Origin of the sequence: Mangrovactinospora gilvigrisea, assembly GCF_001879105.1 — a bacterium.
Lineage (GTDB): Bacteria > Actinomycetota > Actinomycetes > Streptomycetales > Streptomycetaceae > Mangrovactinospora > Mangrovactinospora gilvigrisea.
The window spans coordinates 19,044-39,896 of the sequence record NZ_MLCF01000014.1; the positions used below are offsets into that span (position 1 = coordinate 19,044).

Below are 20,853 nucleotides of genomic sequence, written 5' to 3' on the forward strand. Positions count from 1 at the left end.
ATGCCATCAGCGGGCGGCGACAGTGTCCGGGCTCGGGACCGGCTGTCCGACGGGCGGCCGGCCGGGGCGATTCGTGAGGAAGGGCATCGTGATGGAGGACGGGCGCGGGAGCGGCCCCAAGGAGCGGTCGGTCGGCCGCTTCGTCCCGCCGGAGGAGCGCGGCGGGTCCGGGCTCTTCGGCGCCTCGGCCCGTACTTCCCTGTTCATCTGCGGCGCGATCTTCACACCCATCGGTGCGGTCCTCGCCCTCGCCGGATTGGGTGGGATCGTTGCCGGCATTCGACCGGGTCACGGCGACGTCAGCCCGGCTGAGGTCGCGGCGTTCGGGCTGGTGTTGTTGGTGTTCGGGGTCGCGGAGTTGGTGATTGCGGCACGGTTCTCCCGCAGCTGGAGCGCGCCGCAGGCGGTCTCGCTGGAGTTCGCCGGATTCGCGCTCGCCCCGGGTATCGGCTTTCTGGTCGGCGGGGCACCTGCCGCCGCGGTGCTTGTGCTGGCAGGCCTGGTGTTGTTGTGGGGCGCACGGCGGCGATAGCAGCGAGGCGTGCGTATCCGGAGGCGCGCCACAGGGTCGGTCCGTACTCACCCCCTGTGGCTAAGCTTGACTCTGTCGGGGATCTTGGTGTCCGGAGGTCAGGTGCCCAGGGTGCGCCAGGACTTCGGCCGGTGTATCCCGCGGTAGTCGAGGTAGCTCTGGAAGGCGGTCGGCCGCCGGGCCATAGGGGTTCCCTCAGCCGGTGACCGACCGCTGAGGCGCTCGATGTTGACGGCGATGGCTGTCAGGACGTGCTGGACGTGGGCCTTCCCGTGTCCTCGGTAGCGGCAGCGCCGCATGCCGTGTCCGTGGGCGAACTCGTTGACCGTGCCCTCGACCCCGGAACGGACCGCGTAACGTGCCTTCCACTCGGGTGTCTGCTGCTCGGCACGGACCCGAAGTTGCAGGTCGCGGAGCTCTCGCGGGGGAAAACCCACGCTGCGGGCGTCGTCGGCAGTGCTGGTGCACTGCTTTCTGGATGGGCAGGGGCGGCACTGGCTCTTGGTGAACCGGGCGATGATCAGCGGGGCCGCGGTGGGTGAGGATGTCGGATAGGGGCCGTGCCAGCCCGCGCTGACCTGCCCCTTCGGGCAGGTGACCTGCTGTTGGTCATAGTCAATGTGGAAGTCGTCCCGGGCAAAGCCCTCGTTTCGGCGGTACTGACGGGTGGGGTTGCTCTTCAGCGGTCCCGAGACGGTGATCTGGTGTTTCCGGGTGGCCTGGTGCAGGTGGGGCAGGGAGGTGTAGCCGGCGTCGACCAGGTGCTCGGCGGGCAGCAGGCCGCGGCGGGCCAGGCGGGTGTGGATGCCGGGCAGGACCTGGCTGTCGTGGGTGGTGGCCGCGGTGGTGGCCACGTCCGTGATCACGTTGGGAGCGTCAGCAGTGCAGGTCTCGGTCAGATGGGCGGAGAACCCCTTCCAGCTGATGATGTGCCCGTGCCTCGCGTAGCGGGCCGTGGTGTCGTAGGGCGAGACGATCGCCCGGGACGAGGGCGGCAGTCCGGGGCCGCCCTCCTTCTCGGCGGTGCGCCAGCGCAGGCGGCCTGCCTGGTCACGGTGGTAGTTCTGCACCATGATCTGCCGCAGAGCCTGGGCACGAGGACCGAACGCGCGGTCTGCTCCGTGCTGGTGGAGATGTTCCAGGAGCCGGGCGGCATCGTTCCCGGCGGCGAGGATCCTGGTCATGGGCTTGGTGGGGTTCTTGCCCAGGCGGACGGGCCTGCCGTAGCGGCGTCCCCAGTCCTCATCGACCAACTCGTCCAGCAGGTGCGGGGATGTGCCGGCAACTTCTTCAAGTAAGGCGCGGACGGCCTCGGTGATCAGCTCCAGGCGGGTCAGGTCGCGCACAGAGGCCAGGACGTGGGTGGAGTCGGTGCGCTGCGTGGTGCGCTCGCGCACCAGCCCGGCCTCCTTGAGCCGGGCCAAGGCAAGGTCGAGGAGACGGTCGGCACGGTCGTCTTCGGCGAGACGGTCGCGGAAATCTGCCAGCACACTGAGCCTTTTCCAACCTGAAGCCCCTGGCCAGCATCCCGGATGATGCCCCATCAGGCATGACGAAGCCCCTGCGATAGACGAGTTGTCAACCACGATCAACCGTCTGCCATCAGGGGCTCCACATGTTGGTCTACCCGTCGGGACTCGACCTGTCCAGTTCCGCCCTGCGCTACCTCGCCCGCGAACTCGGCCGGCACCGGATCGTCCGCCGCACCCGCTGGCGGCGGCTGACGAGCGGACGCCAGGCTCTCCTCGTACTCGCCCACCTGCGATGCGGGCACACCTACGCCCAGCTCGCGGCCGGGTTCCAGATCGGCGTCGCCAACGTCTACCGCTACATACCCGAGGCCGTGGACCTGTTGGCCGCGCTCGCCCCCGACCTGGCCACCGCCGCCGCCCAGGCCGGGGCCAAGGCCCACGTGATCCTGGACGGCACCCTGCTTCCCATCGACCGCATCAAAGCCGACCGGCCCTTCTCCTCCGGAAAACACCGCAAACACGGCATGAACATCCACGTCATCGCCGACCCTGTCGGCCGGCTTCTCTGGGCCTCACCAGCCCTGCCCGGCGCGGTCCACGACATCCGCGCGGCCCGCACCCACGGGATCATCGACGCACTCACCCGAGCCGGAGCGATGGTCTTCGCCGACAAGGGCTACCGCGGCGCCCGCGGCACCATCCGCATCCCGATCCGGGGCCGCGGCCTGCCCCGCGGCCCGAAGCTGGTCAACATCACCCACGCCAAGATCCGCACGGCCGGCGAACGGGCCAACGTCACACTCAAGACCTGGCGCCTGCTGCGAAAGCTGCGGTGCAGCACCACCCGCATCACCACCATCGCCCAAGCCATCCTGACGCTGCATCACAGCACGTCAACCGCAGGATGAAAAAGGTTCATTGCCGATCTGGTCGTTGCCGTTGTCCCGCTGGTCCCGAAGGCGCTGTAGCCGGTGGCACCCACGGGGACCGTCACCTCGGTGCCGATCGCGCCTGAGCTGTCCGCGGTCGGACCTGGTGCGCCGGGGGGGGCAACCGTGCACGGTGGCTGGGTCGGTTGTGGGGCGCAATCGTCCCGGGTCCGGGCCTGGTGGAGGAGATCGGTGCGAGTCCGGGGCCGGTGCTGCTGGTTGACGACCTCGTCGATTCCGACTGGACGATGGCCGTGGCTGCGCGCCTGCTCCGCCGAGCGGGGTCGGCAGCCGTTCTTCAGGTAGCCCTGGCGCGCCAAGGCTGAGCCGCTCGTCCCGACGGGAGCGGACCAGCGATGCAGGATCATCTGTCCCGCTGCGGCGGGCCGTAGACCGTCTCCAGGAGGCCGGTGACGTAGGCATGCAGGTCGTCGAGGCCGGCCGCGGTGCGGGCGGTCGGCGCGTCGGCGACCAGGTGGGGGAGGGCGGCGTGCAGCGCCATGGTGACGGTGGCGGCGCGGGTGGGGGTCACCGGGAGACCGGCGCCGCGTTGGGCGTGTTCGAAGTAGGCGAAGTCGGCCGCGGCGAAGGCGTCGAGGGGTTCGGACAGCCATCCGGTGCGGGTCGCCTCGCGCTGCAGTTCCAGGAGGGCCAGCACCCGCACCCGGCCGGGGCCCTGGGCATGCTCCAGCATGAGCTGCAGCAGGGCGGCCAGGCCGTCCCGGTCGACGGGGACGGGGCGGGGGATCGCCGCGTACAGCTCGATGATCCGATGCGTCCCGGTCCGCAGCAGGGCGTCCCGGGTGGGGAAGTAGTTCTTGGTGGTGCCGACCGGCACGTCCGCCGCGGCATCGACGGCCCGGTGGGTCAGGCCGCGGCTGCCGGAGCGCGCCAGGACGTCGATGGCCGCATCGCCCAGGCGTTCACGTCTTTCCTGATTCACATATCCAAAAGTACCCCATCCGTGGTACCACAAGGGTGGTGGTTTTGGCTCGAGGGGCGAACGGGAGTGGTTTTGGTGGCTGTGGGATACCTGGTGACGGTGGTGCTGGCCGCGCTGATCGCGGTGTGCTGCCTGGTGCGCATCCGCGGGCCGAAGCCGCTGTTCGCCCTGGCCTACCGGCTCGGCCTGGTCTTCAACGAGGTGCCGTTCCTCGCCCTCTACGCGCTGGCGGCAGCGACGGCCCTGGCGTTCGCGGAGGGCGACATCGCCACCCCCGCCGACCGGGTGGTCGTGGCGGCGGCCGTGCTCCCGGCCGCCGCCTTCGTCCTGATCGCCCGGCGCGGCATACGTGCCGCGCCCGCCGTTGCGCTCGCCCTGCAGGAGGCGTTCGGCCCCGGCGCGGGCACCCGCCGGCGCCCGCCGCTGGCGCGGATCCTGCTGCGGCCCATCCTCCGCCGCCGCGCCGACGTCCGACGGGTGGGCGACCTCGCCTTCGGCGACGAAGGCCCCCGCAACCTCCTCGACGTCTACCACCACCGCGCCCGACCCCAGGGCGGCCCCGTCCTGATCCACTTTCATGGCGGCCACTACGACCAGGGCCGCAAGAACACCCAGTCGCTGCCGCTGCTCTACCGCCTGGCGAGCCGGGGCTGGGTCTGCATCAGCGCCAACTACCGGCTGCGGCCGGCCTTCTCCCACCCCGACCACCTGATCGACGCCAAGAAGGTCATCGCCTGGGCGCGCGAGCACGCCGCCGAGTACGGCGCGGACCCCGCGGCCGGGGTGTTCGTCTCCGGCAGCTCTGCCGGGGGCCATCTCGCGTCGCTCGCCGCCCTCACCCCCGACGAGCCGCGCTTCCAACCCGGGTTCGAGCAGGCCGACACCTCGGTGACCGCCGCCGTCGTGCTCAACGGCTACCTTGGGGAGTATTTCGACGGGGACCCGGCCACCTCCCCGGTCAACCTCGTCCGCCCGGACGCGCCCCCGTTCCTGATCGCGCACGGCGACCTTGACGAGCTGGTGCCGACCGACAACCCCCGGGCGCTGGTGACCGCTCTGCGCACCGCCTCTACCGCGCCCGTGGTCTACGCCGAACTCCCCGGCGGGCACCACGCCTTCGACCTCTTCCACTCCTTCCGCTTCGAGGCGCTCATCGACGGCATCGAGGAGTTCGCCGCAAAGGTGCGGGCACGGAAACCCGACCCTCACCCACACCAGCACGGCTCCGGATCCAGGTGATCCGCTATGCAGGCAATGAACGTTTTTCATCCTGCCGCTGAGATGGCGTGATGCAGCGTCAGGATGGCCTGGACGAGGGCGGTGATGCGGGTGGTGCTGCACCGCAGCTTCCGCAGCAGCCGCCAGGTCTTCAAGGTGGCGATGGCGCGTTCGCCGGCCGCGCGGATCTTGGCGTGGGTGATGTTGACCAGCCTCGGGCCCCGCGGCAGGCCGCGGCCCCAGATCGGGGTGCGGATGGTGCCGCGGGCGCCGCGGTAGCCCTTGTCGGCGAAGACGGTCACCTTCGCGTCGGTCAGCGCGTCGAGGAGACCATGGGTGCGGGCGGCCTTAATGTCGTGCACCGCCCTGGGAAGGGCCGGGGAGGCCCAGATCAGGCGCCCGATCGGATCGGCGAGGACCTGCACGTTCATCCCGTGCTTGCGGTGCTTTCCGGAGTAGAAGGGCCGGTCGGCTTTGATGCGGTCGATCGGCAGCAGGGGTGCCGTCGAGGATCACGTGCAGCTTTGCGGCTGCCGTGATGACCGCCTCCGCGAGGGTGGCGGCGCGGGCGGCGAGCACGTCGACGGCCTCGCGTATGTAGCGGTAGACGGTGCTCACTCCGATCCGAAAGCCCGCCGCGAGCTGGGCGTAGGTGTGGCCGCAGCGCAGATGGGCGAGCACCAGCAGGGCCTGGCGGCCGGTGGTCAGCCGCCGCCAGCGGGTGCGGCGCACGACCCGGTGTCGGCCGAGTTCGCGGGCGAGGAAGCGCAGGGCGGAACTGGACAGGTCCAGCCCGGAGGGGTACACCAGCATGCGAGGCCCCTGAGGGTAGTGACGGTGATCGTGGTTGACACCGATCTACCACAGGGTCCTCTGTGCTACCGATGGAGCGTCAGTTACGACTGCTGACCTGCAACTTCAAGTTGGCAAAGCCTCACTGTGGTGGAAGCCGGAATCGTCCAGCTCCATGGCCATGGCGTACTTGAAGTCGATGCGGCAGCGGACCGCCTCGGCGGCCTGCCGGTCCGACAGGCCGAGCAGGAACTGCAGCACACAGACGGTGGCCAGCTGAGCAGGCGAGAGACCAGGACGCCCGTCCCGCGGGTACCAGTCGGCGAAGTCCTCGTCGCACCACAGCCCGTCCAGCCGGTCGCGTACCCATATCGCCGTCGTGCCGCCTGGATTACTCGCCCGCGCGACCTGCGCAGTCAGAGGCGGAACGTGCTCACCGGAACGGGGGCGCAGGGACAACGGACACCTCGACAGGTACGTCAGTCGGCGGAACTACCCGAGCATGCCCGCTGACCATGCTGCCGCACCGAGAAACACCAAGATCCCCGACAGAGTCAAGGGGGCGGGTGTCAGCCTTCGGGGAGGGGGGCCGGGGCGGCCTCCTGGGTGGCTGCCCAGGAGGCCAGCAGGCGCAGGCGCTCGTGGGTGGGCGAGTCGGGCTGGGCGGTGTAGATGGTCAGGCTCAGGTCCGGATTCGCGGCCAGCCGCATCCCCTCGTAGGCCAGGACGAGTTCGCCCACCGCCGGGTGGTGGAAGGTCTTGGTTCCGGTGCCGTGGCGGCGCACGTTGTGCGCGCCCCAGCGGATGCGGAAGGACTCGCTGCACGTGCACAGCTCGCCGACCAGGTCCTGCAGGCCCTCGTCGTGCGGATTGCGGCCGGCCTCGGTGCGCAGATTGTCCACCTGCATGTCGGCGAACAACTCCCAGTCGGGGTACAGGGTGCGCGCGGCGGGGGAGAGGAAGGCGAACCGGGCGAAGTTGGGCCGCCGCGGGTCGAAGGCGTACACGTCGCTGTACAGGGCGCGGGCGAGCCGGTTGGCGGCCAGCAGGTCCGCGCGGCCGTTGCCGACGAAGGCGGGCCCTTCGGTGACCGCATCGAGCACCCACTGCAGGCTGTGGTGCAGGGCCGGCGCCTTGGGCCCGGCGCGGCGGCGCGGGCGGACCAGGGCGTCGCTCCCCGTGGCGGCCTGCGCCAGGTGGGACAGATGTGCGCGCTCGGCGTCGTTGAGGTGCAGCGCACGGGCGAGGGCCTCCAGGACGCCGGGCGAGGCGCCGGCGAGGCTGCCGCGCTCGAGCTTGGCGTAGTACTCCACGCTCAGGTCCGCCAGGGCCGCGACCTCGCTGCGCCGCAGCCCCGGCACGCGGCGGCGGGTGCCCGCGGGCAGCCCGGCCTGTGCGGGGGTGATGCGGGCGCGCCGCGAGGTGAGGAACTCGCGGACCTCCTGGCGGTTGTCCACCCCTTGACCCTACGGCCCGCGCCCCGGTGGTGGGGTGTACTGGCAGTACCTCCTTCGCCAGGGACTCCCCAGCCGCCCACCTGCGCGGTTGCCTGGAACTGCGGCACCGCCCGGGCTTGGGCCCGGAGGGCGGGCAGGCGCATTGTCGGGCGAGAGTGTCGGGGAGCGGACATTGAGGCAGGAGACCGTGGCGGTGCACGCGCAGGACACCGGCGACGCGCCGCCGGCGCGGCGCGGCGGCCGGATGCCCTGGGCCGTCTACATGCTGGCGGCGGGGACCTTCCTGATGGGCACCACCGAGTTCGTGGTGGCCGGCCTGCTGCCGGAGATCGCGGACGATCTGGGGGTGGGGGTGGCCCGCACCGGGCTGCTGATCACGGTGTTCGCGGTCGGGATGATCGTCGGGGCGCCGCTGATGACGCTGCTGACCCTGCGCATTCCCCGGCGGGTGACGCTGCTGCTGGCGCTGGGGGTGTTCGCCCTCGGACACGTCGTGGTCGCCGTCGGAACCGGCTTCCCGCTGCTGCTCGCGGCCCGGTTCGCCACCGCCTTGGCGACGGGGGCGTTTTGGTCGGTGGCCTCGGTGGTGGCCACGCGCGCCGCTGGGCCGGGCGCGACCGCCCGGGCCCTTGCTCTGGTGGGCTCCGGCGGAATGCTGGCCAACGTGGTCGGGGTGCCGCTGGGCGCCTTCATCGGACAGGTGATGGGGTGGCGCGGGCCGTTTTGGGTGCTGGCCGCCCTCGCGGCTGCCGCCGCGGTGCTCATTGCCCGGGCCGTGCCCGCCGACGGCCCGAACCGGCGGGAGGTCTCGGTGCGCACGGAACTGGCCGGGCTCGGTTCCACCGGCCTGTGGTGGGCGCTGGCGGCCTGTGCGACCACCACAGGCGGCGTGCTGTCGACCTACTCCTACATCGCCCCGCTGCTGACCGGCCGGGCCGGCATCGCCGCTTCGCTGGTGCCTTTGGTGCTGGTCGGCTTCGGCATCGGGGCGCTGGCCGGCACGGTGAGCGGCGGCCGGCTGGGCGACGCGCGTCCGCACGCCACCACCATCGCCGCGGCCGGCTCGACCACCGCGGTGCTGCTGGCGCTCTGCCTGCTGTCCGGCACCACCTGGCTGGTGGTCGCCCTGGTCGCTGTCCTGGGCTTTGTGGGGCTGGGGGCCAATCCGATCCTGTCCTCCTTCGCCGTCCGCTTCGCCGAACAGGCGCCGACGCTGGCCGTCGCCCTGACCGTCTCGGCCTTCAACCTCGGCACCGCGCTGGGCACCCCGCTCGCCGGCCGCGCCCTGGACAGCGGCCTGGGGACGCTCGGTCCGGCCGCGGTCGGCGCCGCGATATCCGCACTGACCCTGCTGCCCACCATCGCCCTGGCAACCGGCCGTCGACGCCGGCCAGCGGACGCCGCTCGCGGCACCGACGCAACCGGCCCGCACGCGCGTGGGCGCACGTCGTGACGGCCCTGGCCATCATCGGCGCCGACGCGCTGGTCGGCATGGCGGCGGCCCGCCGATTCGGCTTGGAGGGCCACCGCATCGCCCTGATCGCCCGCAGCCGCAGCCGCGTTGACGCGCTCGCTTCCCAGCTGCGAGGCGAAGGGCTCACCGTGTGCGGATACAGCTACGACGTCCGCAATCCTGCCTCGGTGAGCGCAGCCGTCGAACGCACGGCGGATGCGCTCGGCCCCATTGAGGTCCTTTTGCACAATCCCGCCCCGCACGCCGGCCTCCTTCGGCCGGTCCTGAACACCCACCCCGCAGACTTCGCGACAGCAGTGGCCGCCTCCCTCCACACCGTGGCCGCGGCGGTTCAGCATGTGCTGCCCGGCATGCGTGCCCGGGGGAAAGGGTCCCTCCTGTTCGTCAACCGCTCGCGAGCGGTCCGCCCCTCGTTCGGCCGCGGCGGGACGTCCGTCGCCTTCGCCGGCGAGGATGCCTACGCCGAGCTTCTTCACCGCACCCTTGCCCCGGAGAACATTCACGTTGGGCAGCTCGTCCTGCTCAAGACAGTCCGGCCCGGTCATGCCACGCACCATCCGGATGCCGTCGCCGAGCGGCTGTGGAACGCCCACAGCGAGAGGATCGGCTTTCGCGTCTTCGCTGACGCCCTGAACGCGTGAGCTGTGCCGCGCACCGGAACCCAGGGCTCAGTTGCTGATGGCGGCATGGCTCGTCGGTAGTGCGTGTCGGTGAGCTGGGAGACCAGGAAGGCGGCGATGTCGGCGCGGCTCATGGCGCTGCCGACCTTGTCGTGGCCGAGGAAGCCGGAGCGGATGCGGCCGGTGGCGGGCTTGCCGGTCGGGTTGGTTATGCGGGCGATGGTGTAGTCGAGGCCGGAGGCGGTGGCCCGTCAGCTCTGCCAGCGCGTTGGGGAACATCAGCTTCGCCAAGATGGGGAGCACCTTGTGCTTCCAGTGCGGCTTGTCGTGCGGGTCGGCCAGGGAGGGGGTGGCCAGTCCGATGAACCGCTGTACACCTTCGGTCTCCATCGCCTGCACGATGAGGCGGGTACCGTCGGCCAGCGGGGTGCCGGTGGCGGAGCGCTTCAGGGATGGCCCCAGGGCGCTGACGACGGCGTCCGCGCCGGTGATGGCCTGTTCGACGCAGGCCTCGTCCGACAACTGGCCGCTGATGAGTGTGAGTTGGGGATGGGCGAAGGTGAGCTTGCCGGGGCTGCGGGTCAGGGCGGTGACGTGGTGGCCGGCGTCCAGGAGCTGCTGGACGACCAGGCGGCCGATGCCACCGGTGGGGCCGAAGACGGTGATGCGCATCGAGGATCTCCTTGTCGTGCAGTAGGTACCGGGGGTGTCCCGGGACCAGCCCCCCATCGGAGAGCGGCGGGCTGGTCCCGTGATGCGCGCGCCGGAGGGTCAGAAGCTGTAGGGGCCGAAGCGCCCCCAGGCGACCAGGGCCGCCAGGATCAGCAGGACCGCGTTGAAGGCGATGGCCTGCGGCTCCTTGCGGCGGGTGTGGGTGAGCGCGGCCAGGACCATCACCACGGCCAGGCCCGTCGCGGCCAGCGGAGTCAGGACCGTTGCTATGCCGGTGCGCCGCTACCTGCCCGAGCTGATCGAGCGGGTGCTGGCCGGCCGGATCGACCCGGGCCGGGTCTTCGACCTGACCCTGCCGCTGGAGCAGGTCGCCGAGGGCTACAAGGCCATGGACGAGCGCCGCGCCATCAAGACCCTCCTCACGCCCTGACAGCCCAACCATCGCTCGCCTCAACGTCCTGAGCGCCGGATCCGCGACCGATCCACCGCAGAGCGCGGCCCGCCCCGACCCGGCGGAGGTTCGGCTCCGAGGCGTGGTTGTACAGGCGGTGTCGGCGCAGCAGGGGGTGTACTGCCAGTGCACCCCTCGCCGGTGACTCGCTGCGCACGGCGGCCGGGGGTTTCCTTGACCGAGGAGGACGGCGGGGGCCGACCCCGCGGCACCCGATCTGGAAGGACGACCCGCCATGACCACGTTCGCGATCATCGGGGCCGGGCCCGGGCTGGGCCTGGCCACCGCGCGCCGCTTCGGGGCGGCCGGCCACGCCGTGGCCCTGATCTCCCGCAGCGCCCGCAACCAGGACAAGCTGGTGGCCGAGCTCGCCGAGGACGGCGTCACCGCGCGCGGCTTCACCGCCGACGCCCTCGCCCCCGCATCGCTCGCCGGAGCGCTGCAGGGAGCGGCAGCGGCCCTCGGCCCGATCGAGATCCTGCAGTACAGCCCGGTGCCGCGCGCCGACTTCATCAAGCCCGTGCTGGCCACTGCCGCCGCCGACCTCGACGACCCGCTCGCCTTCTCACTCAAAAGCCCGATCACCTGCGTGGACGCGGTGCTGCCCGGGATGCGGGAACTGGGCCGCGGCACGGTGTTGTTCGTCAACGGCGGCAGCGCGGTGCGCCCGCACCCCGAGCGGGCCGGCACCTCGATCGCGTTTGCCGCCGAGAGCGCCTACGCCGCGATGCTCCACGACGCCCTGGCCCCCGAGCACATCCATGTCGCCCAACTGATCGTCCCCGGCGCGATCCGCCCCGATGCGGAGCATTCCAGCCCCGCCGCGCTGGCCGAGCGGCTCTACAGGCTCCACACCGGGCGCGACGGCTTCCGGCACTTCGCCGAGCCCATGCCCGGCTGACCTGAAGGACCCGCACCCATGACCGTCCCGCACCACCGCCCCCGGGCCGCCGCCGCAGCCGGCCTGCTGCTGGCGGCCACCGCGGCCTGCTCCGTCGGCCCACCCCGCCCCGCCGCCTCACCGACCGCCCCCTCGGCTGCCTCCCCTTCCTCCGCACCACCCAGGAGCACCCGAATGCACCTTCACGCCACCCTGGACGCCACACGGGTCGCGGCCACCTTCAACGGCAGCCCCGCCGCCCGCGGCCTGGCCTCCCTGCTGCCGCTGACCCTTAAGCTGAAGGACTTCCACGCAACCGAGCGGATCGCCGATCTGCCGCGGAGGCTGACCACCGACGATGCTCCTGCGCCGCAGGCCGCCCGGGCCGGAGACCTCGCCTACTACGCCCCCTGGGGCAACCTCGCCCTGTTCTACCGCGACGGCCCCACTGCCTCCGCGGACCTGCTGATCCTCGGTCACCTCGACGCCGATCCCCGCCGGTTGGCCACTGCCGAGCGCCTCACCCTCACCGCCGCCTGAACCGACCGCCACCGTCAACCCGCAGGGGACGCAGCGCATGGGAGATGCCCGATGAACCCCACCTACGACTTCACCGGCCAGGTCGCCTTCGTCACCGGCGCCGGCTCCGGCATGGGCCTGGCCACCGCCCGCGCCTTCGCCGCCTCCGGCGCCGCCGTCGGCCTCGCCGACATCGACCTCGACGCCGCCGAGGCCGCCGCCACGGACCTGACCGGCTCCGGCCACCAGGCGCTCGCCCTGGCCTGCGACGTCACCGACGAGGCCCAGGTCGCCGCCGCCGTCGACCGCACCGTCGACGCCTTCGGACGGCTCGACATGGCCTACAACAACGCCGGCATCATGGTCCCGCCCACCGACGCCGCCGAGGAGGGCGCCGCCCAGTTCGACCGCGTCCAGACCATCAACCTGCGCGGCATCTGGGCGAGCATGAAGCACGAACTGCGGCACATGCGCACCCAAGCCGGTGGCGCCATCGTCAACTGCTCCAGCCTCGGCGGCCTGGTCGGCAACCCCGGCCGCGCCGCCTACCACGCCGCCAAGCACGGCGTGATCGGCCTGACCAAGAGCGTCGCCCTCGAGTACGGTCCGCGCGGCATCCGCGTCAACGCCGTGTGCCCCGGCACCATCGCCACCCCCATGGTCGACGCCATGGTCGCCGGCGGCGAACTCGACCGCGCACGCGCCGAGGCCGGGCAGGCCATCGGCCGGCTCGGCACCGCGGACGAGATCGCCCAGGCCGTGCTGTGGCTGTGCAGCCCCGGAGCCGGCTACGTCACCGGCGTCGCCCTGCCGGTCGACGGCGGATACACCGCCCAGTGACCGGCCGCGGCCGCCCGCCGCCGCCACCGCCCCCCTCCCGGCCCGCGCCGCGTGGAACCTCGAACCCGAGGCATGCACCCCGCTGCCCCGGGGATGTGGGAAGGAGACCGCAGGCGCTGCACGCATCTCCGGCCGCACCCGAGGTGCCTGACGCCACAATCGGCACCCGACACGGGAGCGCGCCCGACCCTGCCCGGCGGCCCCGACCCCGGTGACCGCGCAGGCTGTGAAGCCTCTTTGAGGAAGGAAGACCCGCGATGAACGACGAGATCCGTGCCGCCCTCGCCATCGCTGCGGACGCCGCGCCCGGCGACCGGACGATCGACATCACGACCTACGGTGCGGCGAGCGGGCAGATGCGGCGGATCGAGATCTGGTTCCACCACGTCGACGGCCGCTGGTTCCTGTCCGGCCGTCCCGGCCGGCGCGACTGGTACGCCAACCTCAGGAAGGACCCGCGGCTGATCGTCCACCTCAAACACGGCGTGCGAGCCGATCTGCCCGCAACGGGCGTACCGATCACCGACCCCGACGCGAAGCGTCCGATCATCAACCTGATCCTGCGCGGACTCCAGGCGATGAACGGCTGGGCCACGGGGTCGGCCGACGAGATCGAAGCCTGGATCGCGGGCAGCCCGCTGGTCGAGATCCGCTTCGACCGCAGCACCGATCCTTGGCCGCAGGCGGACCCAGCGGATTGACTGACGGTCGGTTCGCGACGTTGGTTCTTCAGTGGTTGTCGTCATGTGGCTGCAGTGTTGGCTCAGGCCGCCTGAACAGGGTCTTTACGGTTCGGGTGTGGTGCAGTGCCTGTCGTCGGCGCTGCACTCGGACGGCGCTTTCGCTGAAGATCGGCTGTCGCGTGGATGGCCTGCGGCGCCTCGGGGCGCGTGCTGGTCGGGTGAGAGAGGGCGGCGACCGTCGCCGCATATCGTCGCGCGCCGGGCGCGTGGTTGACTGGCCGGATGAACACCAGTTCCCTCACCGCGCCCCTGATCGACGGCGACGGCCTGCGGCTTCGTCCCTTCCGGGTCGGCGACGAGGCCGACGCCGAGGCAGTGCTGCGCGGCTACGCGGACCCGGAGTTCCGGCGCTGGAACACCCCGCTGCAGCCCATCGAGACCCTCGAAGACGCGCACGATCTGCTGCGCCGCCGCCGCGCCTCGGCGGAGAGCGGGGAGGCCGCGTCGTTCTGCGTCACCGACGCCGGCAGCGGCGCGGTACTGGGCCAGGTCGGGTTCTTCGGCATCGACGCCGTACGGCGGCGGGCCGCGGTCGGCTACTGGGTGCTGCCCGAGGCCCGCGGGGCCGGGATCGCCCGCCGGGCGCTGACCCTGGCGGGCGCATGGGCCTTCGCCCATCTGGGCCTGTACCGCATCGAGTTGGACCACGCGCTCGGCAACACCGCCTCCTGCCGGGTGGCCGAGCGGTGCGGCTACCCGCTGGAGGGGACGCTGCGCGGGGCCATGTTCGAGGAGGGCAGGCAGGACGCGTTCCGCGACTGCCACCTGCACGCCCGCCTGGCGACCGACCCCGGTGCTGGCCTGGAGTCGGGGGAGGCGTCCGCGGCGCCGGGGTGATGCCCGCAGCCGTCAGCCGCTTGTGCCGTTTGGGCATCGGCGTGGCCCGCACCTCCGGCCGCCGCTGCCGGTTGATCCGGGCGCCGGTGCCGTCGCCGGAGTCGGTGTCGCCCGGGATGAGGTACCGGGCTGCCGCCCCGTCTCAGGTGGTGGTCAGGGCTTCGGCGGCCTCCCGCCAGATCTCCGCGGCCAGGTTCATGTTGCCGCTTCCCTCGGCCTGCCGGGCCAGGGCCCGCAGCCCCCGCATGCCCTCCTCCTGTCGGCCGTCCAGCAGCAGCAGCTGATGGCGCAGCAGCTCCATCCTGGCCTGGTCCCGGTACGTCAGCTGCTCCAGGTCGGGGCGCAGGGCCTGAAGGAGGTCGCGGGCCTCGTCGACGCGGCGGGTCAGGACGGCCAGCCGGGCGCGCAGTACCCGCAGGTCCAGTTCGATGGTGGGCGTGGAGACGAACGGCTTGGCCGCCTCGACCTCGTCGATCAGCCGCTCCGCGGGCTCGATCTGATGCGGCGGCGCGGCCCACAGGTGCACGCCGGCCGCGAACATCCGCAACCCCGCCCACAGCGGTGGCTCCAGGCGGCCCTCGAAGCGCTCCAGGGCCGGGGCGAGCAGATCCAGGGCCGCCTGCCGCTCGCCTTGGAGGTTGATCACCGAAGCCGCCGTCCACACCGCGCGCGCCCAGGTCGCGTCGCTGCCGCCCTCGACCAGGTCCAGCAGCTCCTCGACACGGGCGCGGGCCTCGGGCCGGCGGCCGGCCTCGAGGAGCGCGGGGGCCAGGGCCAGCAGCGCCTGGACCTTCAGGTCCGACGCGAGGCCCTCGGTGGCGGCCAGGCGGTGCGCGGCCGATGCGGTCTCGACCGCATCGGACACTTCGCCGGCGCTGCGCAGGGTGCGGGTCAGCCGGGCGCGGGCGCGCACCCGCAGCTCGGCGACGTCCACCTCGTCGGCGAGCGCGACCAGTTCGGTCTCGGCCGCGCGCTGCTCGGCGCGTTCCCCGGTGCCCTGCCGCCAGGAGGCGACATGCCACAGGGCTTGCCAGCGGGTCAGGGGGTTGTTGCCGGTGTCTGCGCGCAGCGCGCGGGCCAGTAGTTCCCCGGCTTGTTCGGTCGGCAGGCCGGTGGCGATGGCGAGGGTTTCCTCCAGGGGCCGGGCCGGGGGTGCGGCCAGGTCGGCGGGGGTGACGCCGAGGCGGTCGGCCAGGTGGGCGGCGGCCTGCTCGGTCGGGCGCCGGGTGCCGGACTCCAGCCGGGAGAGGTAGCCGGTGGACATGCCCTCGCCCGCCAGCTGGTTCTGGGTCAGGCCGCGTTCGGTCCGCAGCTGCTTCAGGCGGCGGCCGAAGGCCGGTTGCTCCATCATCTGCTGCTCTCCCGAGGGTCAGTGGTGCGGCGGCGCGTGGCTGGCATGCCTGGCCGCGTGGGTGTTGTGCCTGTGCTCAGCGTAGCCAACATGCCTACGACCAGGCAAGTTGATGGCTAGAGATGGCAAATTATGAAAGGAATGTGCCTAGCGAGTCAGGAAAGTCTTGCCAACTGTGTGGCTAGTCATCTACCGTTCTCGGCATGACGACGAAGCCCCACCGGGCACCGAAGATCGACGCGTGGCACCGCAACGAGCTGGGCGCGTCCCGCCCCAATCGACGCAAGACCCGCTGGCTCTCGCAGCGTTCAGCCCGTCGGACGCAGGATGAACGGGAGCGCATCGAGGCAAATCGATGGCCGGAAAGGTTGGCAAATCTAGCTGACCGGACGGGACAGATGAACGGCTGGCACAGCCGAGCCTGACCCACCCCCGAAACCCCACACACCACTTCGCTTCGCCACCCCACCCTTCATCCAGGGAGACCCCCGCCATGCTCGGAACGCTCATCACCGCCTCCGCCGCCACGCTCGCCGCCGGCCCGGCCGCCGGACTGCTCGGCTACCGGCAGCTCAAGCGCACCGCCTTCGCCAAGCGGCTGCGGATCACCGCCCCCAACGGCATCGACGAATCCGGGTTCGTCCACATCGGCGGCATCGACCAGTGGATCTCCATCCGCGGCGAGGACCGGCGCAACCCGGTGATCCTGGAGATCCTCGGCGGTCCCGGCGCCTCCAACCTCGCCTTCCTGCCCCGCACCCGGGGCTGGGAGCAGCACTTCACCATCGTGCGCTGGGACATGCGCGGCGCCGGTTTCACCTACGCCAAGACCGGCCCCGAGGGGCAGGGCGAGATGAGCCTCGACCAGCTCTATCGCGATGCCCTGGAGGTCACCGCGTACGTCCGGGCCCGGCTGAACGTCGAGCGGGTGCTGCTGGTGGCCAACTCCTTCGGGACGATCACCGGGCTGCGGCTGGCCCGCAACCACCCGGATCTGTACGCGGCCTACGTCGGCACCGACCAGAACATCCTGGCCGGCGGCCGGGAGACCTCCGCCTACGACAACCTGCTGGCCCGGCTGCAGGCCGCCGGGAAGAAGCAGGCCAAGGCGGCCGCCGAGGTGGCGGAGATGGGGCCGGAGCGCGCCGCGTGGAGCGTCCACCAGTGGTCGCAGTTCAACAAGTTGGCGCTGACCACCGACGCGCTCTCCTTCGACACCATGAAGACGGTGGTGATCCGCTCGCTGTGGTTCTCGCCGCTGCACACGCTGCGCGGGCTGCGCTCCTATCTGAAGGCGATGACCTTCTCCGAGCAGATCGCCCCGCAGGCGGCGTCGGTGGATGAGTGGGCGGAGGGCACGCACTTCCAGATCCCGGTCTTCGTCTTCCAGGGCGCAGGGGATGTGTTGACCCCGCCGGAGCCGGCCCGCCGTTTCGTCGCGGACATCACCGCGCCGGTCAAGGACTTCGCGCTGATCGAGGACGCCAGCCACTTCGCAGCCTTCCGCCACCCCGACCGGTTCCTGCAGCTGATGCTCACCCGGGTCCGCCCGGTCCTGACCGGCACATGGGCCGCCGGGAACGTGCCCGAGCAGCCCTTGTACGCCGCGCCCTGACGCGGCACCAGCCCCTGGAGACGGAGCCCGCGCCCGCCGCGGGCTCCCTCGCCGCGCGCCGCCGGTGGAACGCCCCCCGCGCCGTGACCCGCGTCGACGCGCCCTCGCGCCGACATCAACCGACGGCCCCTCCACCTCGTGGGTGCCGCCCCGCGTATGCGGGCAGTGGCAGCAGTGGTACGAGGCGAACATCCCCGCCGCGGCGGGCCGTGAGGTCGTCCACGCCTCACATCCCCGTGCCGTGATCAACGCGTCGTGCGGGATGGGGGACACGCCCGGTCACCCGATGCGGTGGGGACGCAGCGCCCTGGGCTGACGCCGGCTCCGGCACCGCCCAGGGCCCGCCGACCGGCACCGCACCAGGGCCGGACCCACCGGTGGTCTATAGGAGGCCGGCCGTAGGTCGCCCCTGCGCTGCGGGGGAGCTGAAGGTGGCTTCCAGCTGGTGCTTGTAACGCTGGTGCTGATCGTGATGGCGTGGCAGCGCTTGAGGGACACCGCGATCTTCTCGGTGCCGAAGAGGTCGTCCTGCCGCAAGTAGATGATCTTCCCGACGACTTCGACGTGGGTGGCGTTCGGGGAGGCCTTCGGGGCCCGGGGGCAGGTGCCCAGGCAGCCCTCGATGCCCTCGGCCCGGTAGCGGCGCTACCAGATGTAGTACGCCTGCCGGCTGATGCCGAAGGACCGGCAGGTCATGGCGACGTTCCCGGTGACCTCTTCGACGTGGCGTATGACCGCCAGGCGCCGCTTGGCCTCACGATCGAGCGGGGTCTTTGGTGGCTCAAGGCTGGGGTGAGCGCTCAGTACGGGTCGGGGGTGGGGGCGGATCCGAATGCTAGGCGATGGCGGCGATGTCTCCGTTGTCGAAGCGGATGGACTGCTGCAGATGGCCGCCGAGGGCTGCGGCGTAGCGGGCCAGCACCTGCTGGCCGGAGACCTTGCCCTGCTCGATCTGCGAGACGCGTCCCTTGGTGACGCCCATGCGCGAAGCCACCTGTTCTTGCGTCAGTCCGCGGGAGCGGCGGATCTCGGCGAGCCGGTGCCCCACGACCTCGGCCAGCAGTTCTGCCGTGCCCGCGGCCACGACCTCCTCGCCGCCGGCCCGTTCCACGTGCTCGTCTCGGATGTCGCTCCAGCGCGTGTATCCGCTCATTGCCTGTCTCCCTCCTCCTGCTGGGTCGCCCGCTCCTCCAGGTAGAGGATGTAGCGGCGCTCGGCCAGTGGGATCGCCTCGTGGTACCACTCCTGCCACCGGTCGCGTTTGTCCCCGCCCACCAGCAGGATGCTGGAGCGCCAGGGGTCGAACGCGAACAGGATCCGCACCGAACCCGGCCGCAGTTCCTTGAGGTTGCTCATCGAGGTGCCGGTGATGGTGTCCACAAGCGGCCGTCCGAGGCCCGGCCCGCCTTGGGCCAGCGCATCCAGGGCCTGGACGATGCGGCGGTGCGAGGCATCGTCGAGCTTGTCGATCCATGAGCGCACTTCATCGACGATGTAGATGACCCACTCATCGTCCACCATGATCGAGAGTATAGCAATAGGTATACTCCTGCGGCTGCGGTCTGCAATAGCGTCGGCGGCGGCCGCTACTCGGCACCCGCTACCCGGGCCGGGGCACTTGAGCTCGGGGCGGGACACAGCTGCTGCGCCCGGCGCCGGCGGCTCGGCCGCGGTGCCATCGGCTGTCGCTGGTTCACCAGGTGCCGGGGTCGCGCACGGCGCCGAGCTGTACCTCGCGTCGGCACTCGCCGCAGTCGGGCAGGCCGTCGATAATGCGGCCCTCCTGCTCCGTCCATCGGAAACCGCACAGCGCTCTTGGGCCGTCGTCGGGATCGGCGGCGTGGGAGCCGCAGCCGGTCACGTTCCAGGCGATGGTGGCGCGTTTGTCGTAGGGCGCGCACTCGGGCCAGGTGTAGACGGCGTCGGTGGTGGTGCACCGCATGCGCAGGTCGGGGCCCATCCAACCGCCGCGCTGTCCGTGGGCGAGCGCCCGGTGGGCGGCGTCGACCGCGTCCGCCAGCTTCTCGAAGGAGGCGTCGTAGTCGTGCATGTGCTCCCACTCGCCGGCCCGCTGGTGGCGCTGCATGGCGCGGAACTCCAGCAGCAGCCGCGCCAGGTCGTGGTAATGGACGCGGACGGTGTCGTCGGCCGGGTCGTAGCCGTGCGGGTGGGGGCGGGGGGACTTCTTCGGCATGACGCATCCTCCTCGGTGACCGGGGGCTGTCCTGCCCCGGCCGGACAAGGGGCGGACCCCGGGGCGGCGGCACCGTGGCCGCTGCGGCGCGGGCCGGCGGGGGATCGGGAGACCCGGACGGCGCGCGGCCCGGGAGCGCCGAGGGTCCCGAGGGGTAGGTGGCGCGGGCCGCTGCGCGCCTGGCGCCCGGGCGGGGCCGATCGCAGCGCCACCGGTTTTATAATCAGTTTGATAATCTGGGGGCATGGCTGAGTCCGATGCTGCTGCTGACCGTGCCCGCACGGTCGGTGTGTCCCTGCCCGAAACCGTCATCGAGCAGATCAAGGGCCGGATCGGGGGCAAGCGTGACTTCTCCCGGTATGTGCGGGAGGCGGTCGAGCACCGCATCCGCATGGAGAACCTGGAGGCCTACCTGGCCGACCACGAGCGCACGCACGGGCCGATCCCCGAGGAGGCGGTCCGCGCCGCCGAGCGGGAGATGTTCGGCCACGCCGGCACGGCGCAGGACGCCGCGTGAGCCAGGCGGTCCTGCTGGATTCCGAGGGGCTCTCGCGCTATCTGCGCGGCACCGGCGACCTGGCGGCGCGGATCGCGGCGGCGCGGCGCCACGACGCCGAGGTCTACACCTGCGCGATGACGGTGCTCGAGGCGGCCGGCCCGAAGGTCGCGGCGGCCCGGGTCGGGTGGGCCCTTTCGCAGATCGTCATCGAGCCGGTGACCGAGGCCGATGCCCGGGCGGCGCACCGGATGCTGACGGCGGCCGGGTTGCACGGGCACAAGTACGCCATCGACGCGGTCCTGGTCGCGCTGGCGCTGCGCCTGCCGGTTTCGCGTGTGGTCCTACTGACCTCGGATCCGGAGGATCTGACCGTGTTGCTGGGGGAGGACGGGGGTCGGCGGGTGTCGGTGGTTGCGCTGTAGCGTCCGTTTCCCGGGGTGGCGGCTGCGGCGGCAGGAGGGGCACGACTGGGAGGAGGGCGGCTGATGGGTACGGCGAAGAGGCGGGGCGAGACCAGGGCGCGGATGGTGGCGGTCCAGGCCGCGGCCGGCATCCTGCGCACCGAGCAGGAGAAGGCGGCGGACCGGCACCGGGAGACCGCGGCCGCGGGCGGTTACCGGATGGCGGAGATCCGCAGGGCTATGGGACTGACCCAGGTGGAGGTCGCGGAGGCGATGGGGACGGTGCAGCACACCGTCTCCCGTATCGAGGACGGGGAGTTGACCGCCGCGGAGGTCGACACGCTGCGCCGGTACGTCGAGGCGCTGGGGGGCCGGCTGCGGATCGTGGCGGACTTCGGCGACCGGCAGTTCGAT

The 20,853-nt window shown here is 71.8% G+C and carries 25 protein-coding genes and 4 pseudogenes; 16 read left to right on the forward strand and 13 right to left on the reverse strand.

Features of this window, described 5'->3' with window-relative positions; translation table 11 throughout:
• Positions 1 to 88 precede the first annotated feature (88 nt).
• Positions 89 to 532, forward strand: a complete 444-nt coding sequence (locus BIV57_RS04375; protein ID WP_139275446.1) for a hypothetical protein — start codon at positions 89 to 91, stop codon at positions 530 to 532.
• A 98-nt stretch (positions 533 to 630) separates the two neighbouring features.
• Here the strand turns inward: BIV57_RS04375 and BIV57_RS04380 are convergent, their stop codons facing one another.
• On the reverse strand, positions 631 to 2,022 hold the full coding sequence (locus BIV57_RS04380; RefSeq protein ID WP_071655302.1) for a transposase: 1,392 nt from the start codon (positions 2,020 to 2,022) through the stop codon (positions 631 to 633).
• Positions 2,023 to 2,147: 125 nt separating this feature from the next.
• On the opposite strand from BIV57_RS04380, the gene BIV57_RS04385 reads away from it, so the two are divergent.
• On the forward strand, positions 2,148 to 2,912 hold the full coding sequence (locus BIV57_RS04385) for an IS5/IS1182 family transposase (RefSeq protein WP_071655303.1): 765 nt from the start codon (positions 2,148 to 2,150) through the stop codon (positions 2,910 to 2,912).
• 385 nt (positions 2,913 to 3,297) lie between these two features.
• On the opposite strand, the gene BIV57_RS04390 is transcribed toward BIV57_RS04385, so the two are convergent.
• Positions 3,298 to 3,876 (reverse strand): TetR/AcrR family transcriptional regulator, encoded by a 579-nt coding sequence (locus tag BIV57_RS04390; RefSeq protein ID WP_071655304.1) that lies wholly within the window; start codon positions 3,874 to 3,876, stop codon positions 3,298 to 3,300.
• 75 nt (positions 3,877 to 3,951) lie between these two features.
• Here BIV57_RS04390 and BIV57_RS04395 point away from each other — a divergent pair, with 75 nt between their 5' ends.
• Complete coding sequence (locus tag BIV57_RS04395; RefSeq protein ID WP_071655305.1) at positions 3,952 to 5,115, forward strand: alpha/beta hydrolase; 1,164 nt, start codon at positions 3,952 to 3,954, stop codon at positions 5,113 to 5,115.
• A gap of 26 nt (positions 5,116 to 5,141) precedes the next feature.
• On the opposite strand, the pseudogene BIV57_RS04400 reads toward BIV57_RS04395, so the two are convergent.
• The 3 genes and pseudogenes from BIV57_RS04400 to BIV57_RS04410 all read right to left on the reverse strand — a co-directional run bounded on the left by BIV57_RS04400 (position 5,142) and on the right by BIV57_RS04410 (position 7,343).
• Positions 5,142 to 5,907 (reverse strand): annotated as a pseudogene (locus tag BIV57_RS04400) (transposase family protein).
• Between the two features lie 105 nt (positions 5,908 to 6,012).
• Positions 6,013 to 6,345: a transposase gene (locus BIV57_RS26840; protein WP_473234596.1), complete on the reverse strand. Its 333-nt coding sequence runs from the start codon at positions 6,343 to 6,345 to the stop codon at positions 6,013 to 6,015.
• A gap of 110 nt (positions 6,346 to 6,455) precedes the next feature.
• Positions 6,456 to 7,343, reverse strand: a complete 888-nt coding sequence (locus BIV57_RS04410) for a helix-turn-helix transcriptional regulator (RefSeq protein WP_071655306.1) — start codon at positions 7,341 to 7,343, stop codon at positions 6,456 to 6,458.
• A gap of 172 nt (positions 7,344 to 7,515) precedes the next feature.
• Here BIV57_RS04410 and BIV57_RS04415 point away from each other — a divergent pair, with 172 nt between their 5' ends.
• Both BIV57_RS04415 and BIV57_RS04420 read left to right on the forward strand, forming a co-directional pair.
• Positions 7,516 to 8,796 (forward strand): MFS transporter, encoded by a 1,281-nt coding sequence (locus tag BIV57_RS04415; RefSeq protein ID WP_245797423.1) that lies wholly within the window; start codon positions 7,516 to 7,518, stop codon positions 8,794 to 8,796.
• Complete coding sequence (locus tag BIV57_RS04420; protein ID WP_071655307.1) at positions 8,793 to 9,458, forward strand: SDR family NAD(P)-dependent oxidoreductase; 666 nt, start codon at positions 8,793 to 8,795, stop codon at positions 9,456 to 9,458. The genes BIV57_RS04415 and BIV57_RS04420 overlap by 4 nt, the downstream gene beginning before the upstream one ends.
• On the opposite strand, the gene BIV57_RS26335 is transcribed toward BIV57_RS04420, so the two are convergent.
• The 3 genes and pseudogenes from BIV57_RS26335 to BIV57_RS04430 form a co-directional block, all read right to left on the reverse strand.
• Entirely contained in the window at positions 9,359 to 9,658 is a 300-nt protein-coding gene (locus BIV57_RS26335; RefSeq protein ID WP_336445316.1) for an NAD(P)-dependent oxidoreductase, read from the reverse strand. The genes BIV57_RS04420 and BIV57_RS26335 overlap by 100 nt on opposite strands.
• 139 nt (positions 9,659 to 9,797) lie before the next feature.
• Positions 9,798 to 10,166: pseudogene (locus BIV57_RS26340) on the reverse strand (NAD(P)-dependent oxidoreductase); the annotation flags it as partial.
• 42 nt (positions 10,167 to 10,208) lie between these two features.
• The gene (locus BIV57_RS04430) at positions 10,209 to 10,331 is read right to left on the reverse strand and encodes a DoxX family protein (RefSeq protein WP_245797426.1); all 123 of its coding nucleotides are present in this window, start codon (positions 10,329 to 10,331) and stop codon (positions 10,209 to 10,211) included.
• Between the two features lie 43 nt (positions 10,332 to 10,374).
• Between BIV57_RS04430 and BIV57_RS04435 the strand changes: the two are divergent.
• The 6 genes and pseudogenes from BIV57_RS04435 to BIV57_RS04460 all read left to right on the forward strand — a co-directional run.
• A pseudogene (locus tag BIV57_RS04435) lies at positions 10,375 to 10,539 on the forward strand (IMP dehydrogenase); the annotation flags it as partial.
• A 256-nt stretch (positions 10,540 to 10,795) separates the two neighbouring features.
• The gene (locus BIV57_RS04440; RefSeq protein WP_071655308.1) at positions 10,796 to 11,461 is read left to right on the forward strand and encodes an SDR family NAD(P)-dependent oxidoreductase; all 666 of its coding nucleotides are present in this window, start codon (positions 10,796 to 10,798) and stop codon (positions 11,459 to 11,461) included.
• A gap of 18 nt (positions 11,462 to 11,479) precedes the next feature.
• Positions 11,480 to 11,980, forward strand: coding sequence for a cyclophilin-like fold protein (locus tag BIV57_RS04445; RefSeq protein ID WP_071655309.1), 501 nt, complete (start codon positions 11,480 to 11,482; stop codon positions 11,978 to 11,980).
• Positions 11,981 to 12,031: 51 nt separating this feature from the next.
• Complete coding sequence (locus BIV57_RS04450; protein WP_071655310.1) at positions 12,032 to 12,799, forward strand: SDR family NAD(P)-dependent oxidoreductase; 768 nt, start codon at positions 12,032 to 12,034, stop codon at positions 12,797 to 12,799.
• 257 nt (positions 12,800 to 13,056) lie between these two features.
• On the forward strand, positions 13,057 to 13,500 hold the full coding sequence (locus tag BIV57_RS04455) for a nitroreductase/quinone reductase family protein (RefSeq protein WP_071655311.1): 444 nt from the start codon (positions 13,057 to 13,059) through the stop codon (positions 13,498 to 13,500).
• 264 nt (positions 13,501 to 13,764) lie between these two features.
• Positions 13,765 to 14,379 (forward strand): GNAT family N-acetyltransferase, encoded by a 615-nt coding sequence (locus tag BIV57_RS04460; protein WP_071655312.1) that lies wholly within the window; start codon positions 13,765 to 13,767, stop codon positions 14,377 to 14,379.
• 142 nt (positions 14,380 to 14,521) lie between these two features.
• On the opposite strand, the gene BIV57_RS04465 is transcribed toward BIV57_RS04460, so the two are convergent.
• Positions 14,522 to 15,730, reverse strand: coding sequence for a helix-turn-helix domain-containing protein (locus BIV57_RS04465; RefSeq protein ID WP_071655313.1), 1,209 nt, complete (start codon positions 15,728 to 15,730; stop codon positions 14,522 to 14,524).
• A 203-nt stretch (positions 15,731 to 15,933) separates the two neighbouring features.
• On the opposite strand from BIV57_RS04465, the gene BIV57_RS24500 reads away from it, so the two are divergent.
• Together BIV57_RS24500 and BIV57_RS04470 are read left to right on the forward strand one after the other, a co-directional pair.
• Positions 15,934 to 16,155, forward strand: a complete 222-nt coding sequence (locus BIV57_RS24500) for a hypothetical protein (RefSeq protein WP_139275448.1) — start codon at positions 15,934 to 15,936, stop codon at positions 16,153 to 16,155.
• Positions 16,156 to 16,223: 68 nt separating this feature from the next.
• Positions 16,224 to 17,345 carry an alpha/beta fold hydrolase gene (locus BIV57_RS04470; protein WP_071655314.1) on the forward strand — a complete coding sequence of 374 codons (1,122 nt, stop codon included), beginning with the start codon at positions 16,224 to 16,226 and terminating at the stop codon, positions 17,343 to 17,345.
• A 456-nt stretch (positions 17,346 to 17,801) separates the two neighbouring features.
• Here BIV57_RS04470 and BIV57_RS26730 read toward each other — a convergent pair.
• The 4 genes and pseudogenes from BIV57_RS26730 to BIV57_RS04490 form a co-directional block, all read right to left on the reverse strand.
• A pseudogene (locus tag BIV57_RS26730) lies at positions 17,802 to 18,149 on the reverse strand (helix-turn-helix domain-containing protein); the annotation flags it as partial.
• Between the two features lie 31 nt (positions 18,150 to 18,180).
• On the reverse strand, positions 18,181 to 18,498 hold the full coding sequence (locus tag BIV57_RS04480) for a helix-turn-helix domain-containing protein (protein WP_071655315.1): 318 nt from the start codon (positions 18,496 to 18,498) through the stop codon (positions 18,181 to 18,183).
• Complete coding sequence (locus tag BIV57_RS04485; protein ID WP_217651686.1) at positions 18,495 to 18,863, reverse strand: type II toxin-antitoxin system RelE/ParE family toxin; 369 nt, start codon at positions 18,861 to 18,863, stop codon at positions 18,495 to 18,497. Before BIV57_RS04485 ends, BIV57_RS04480 begins: the two co-directional genes overlap by 4 nt.
• Positions 18,864 to 19,038: 175 nt before the next feature.
• On the reverse strand, positions 19,039 to 19,539 hold the full coding sequence (locus BIV57_RS04490; RefSeq protein WP_245797424.1) for a hypothetical protein: 501 nt from the start codon (positions 19,537 to 19,539) through the stop codon (positions 19,039 to 19,041).
• Between the two features lie 244 nt (positions 19,540 to 19,783).
• Here BIV57_RS04490 and BIV57_RS04495 point away from each other — a divergent pair, with 244 nt between their 5' ends.
• From BIV57_RS04495 to BIV57_RS04505, 3 genes are all read left to right on the forward strand, one after another.
• Positions 19,784 to 20,056 (forward strand): hypothetical protein, encoded by a 273-nt coding sequence (locus tag BIV57_RS04495; protein ID WP_071655317.1) that lies wholly within the window; start codon positions 19,784 to 19,786, stop codon positions 20,054 to 20,056.
• Entirely contained in the window at positions 20,053 to 20,460 is a 408-nt protein-coding gene (locus tag BIV57_RS04500; RefSeq protein ID WP_071655318.1) for a hypothetical protein, read from the forward strand. Before BIV57_RS04495 ends, BIV57_RS04500 begins: the two co-directional genes overlap by 4 nt.
• Before the next feature lie 63 nt (positions 20,461 to 20,523).
• Positions 20,524 to 20,853, forward strand: a 330-nt coding sequence (locus BIV57_RS04505) for a helix-turn-helix domain-containing protein (protein WP_071655319.1), incomplete at its 3' end; no start/stop codon positions are given.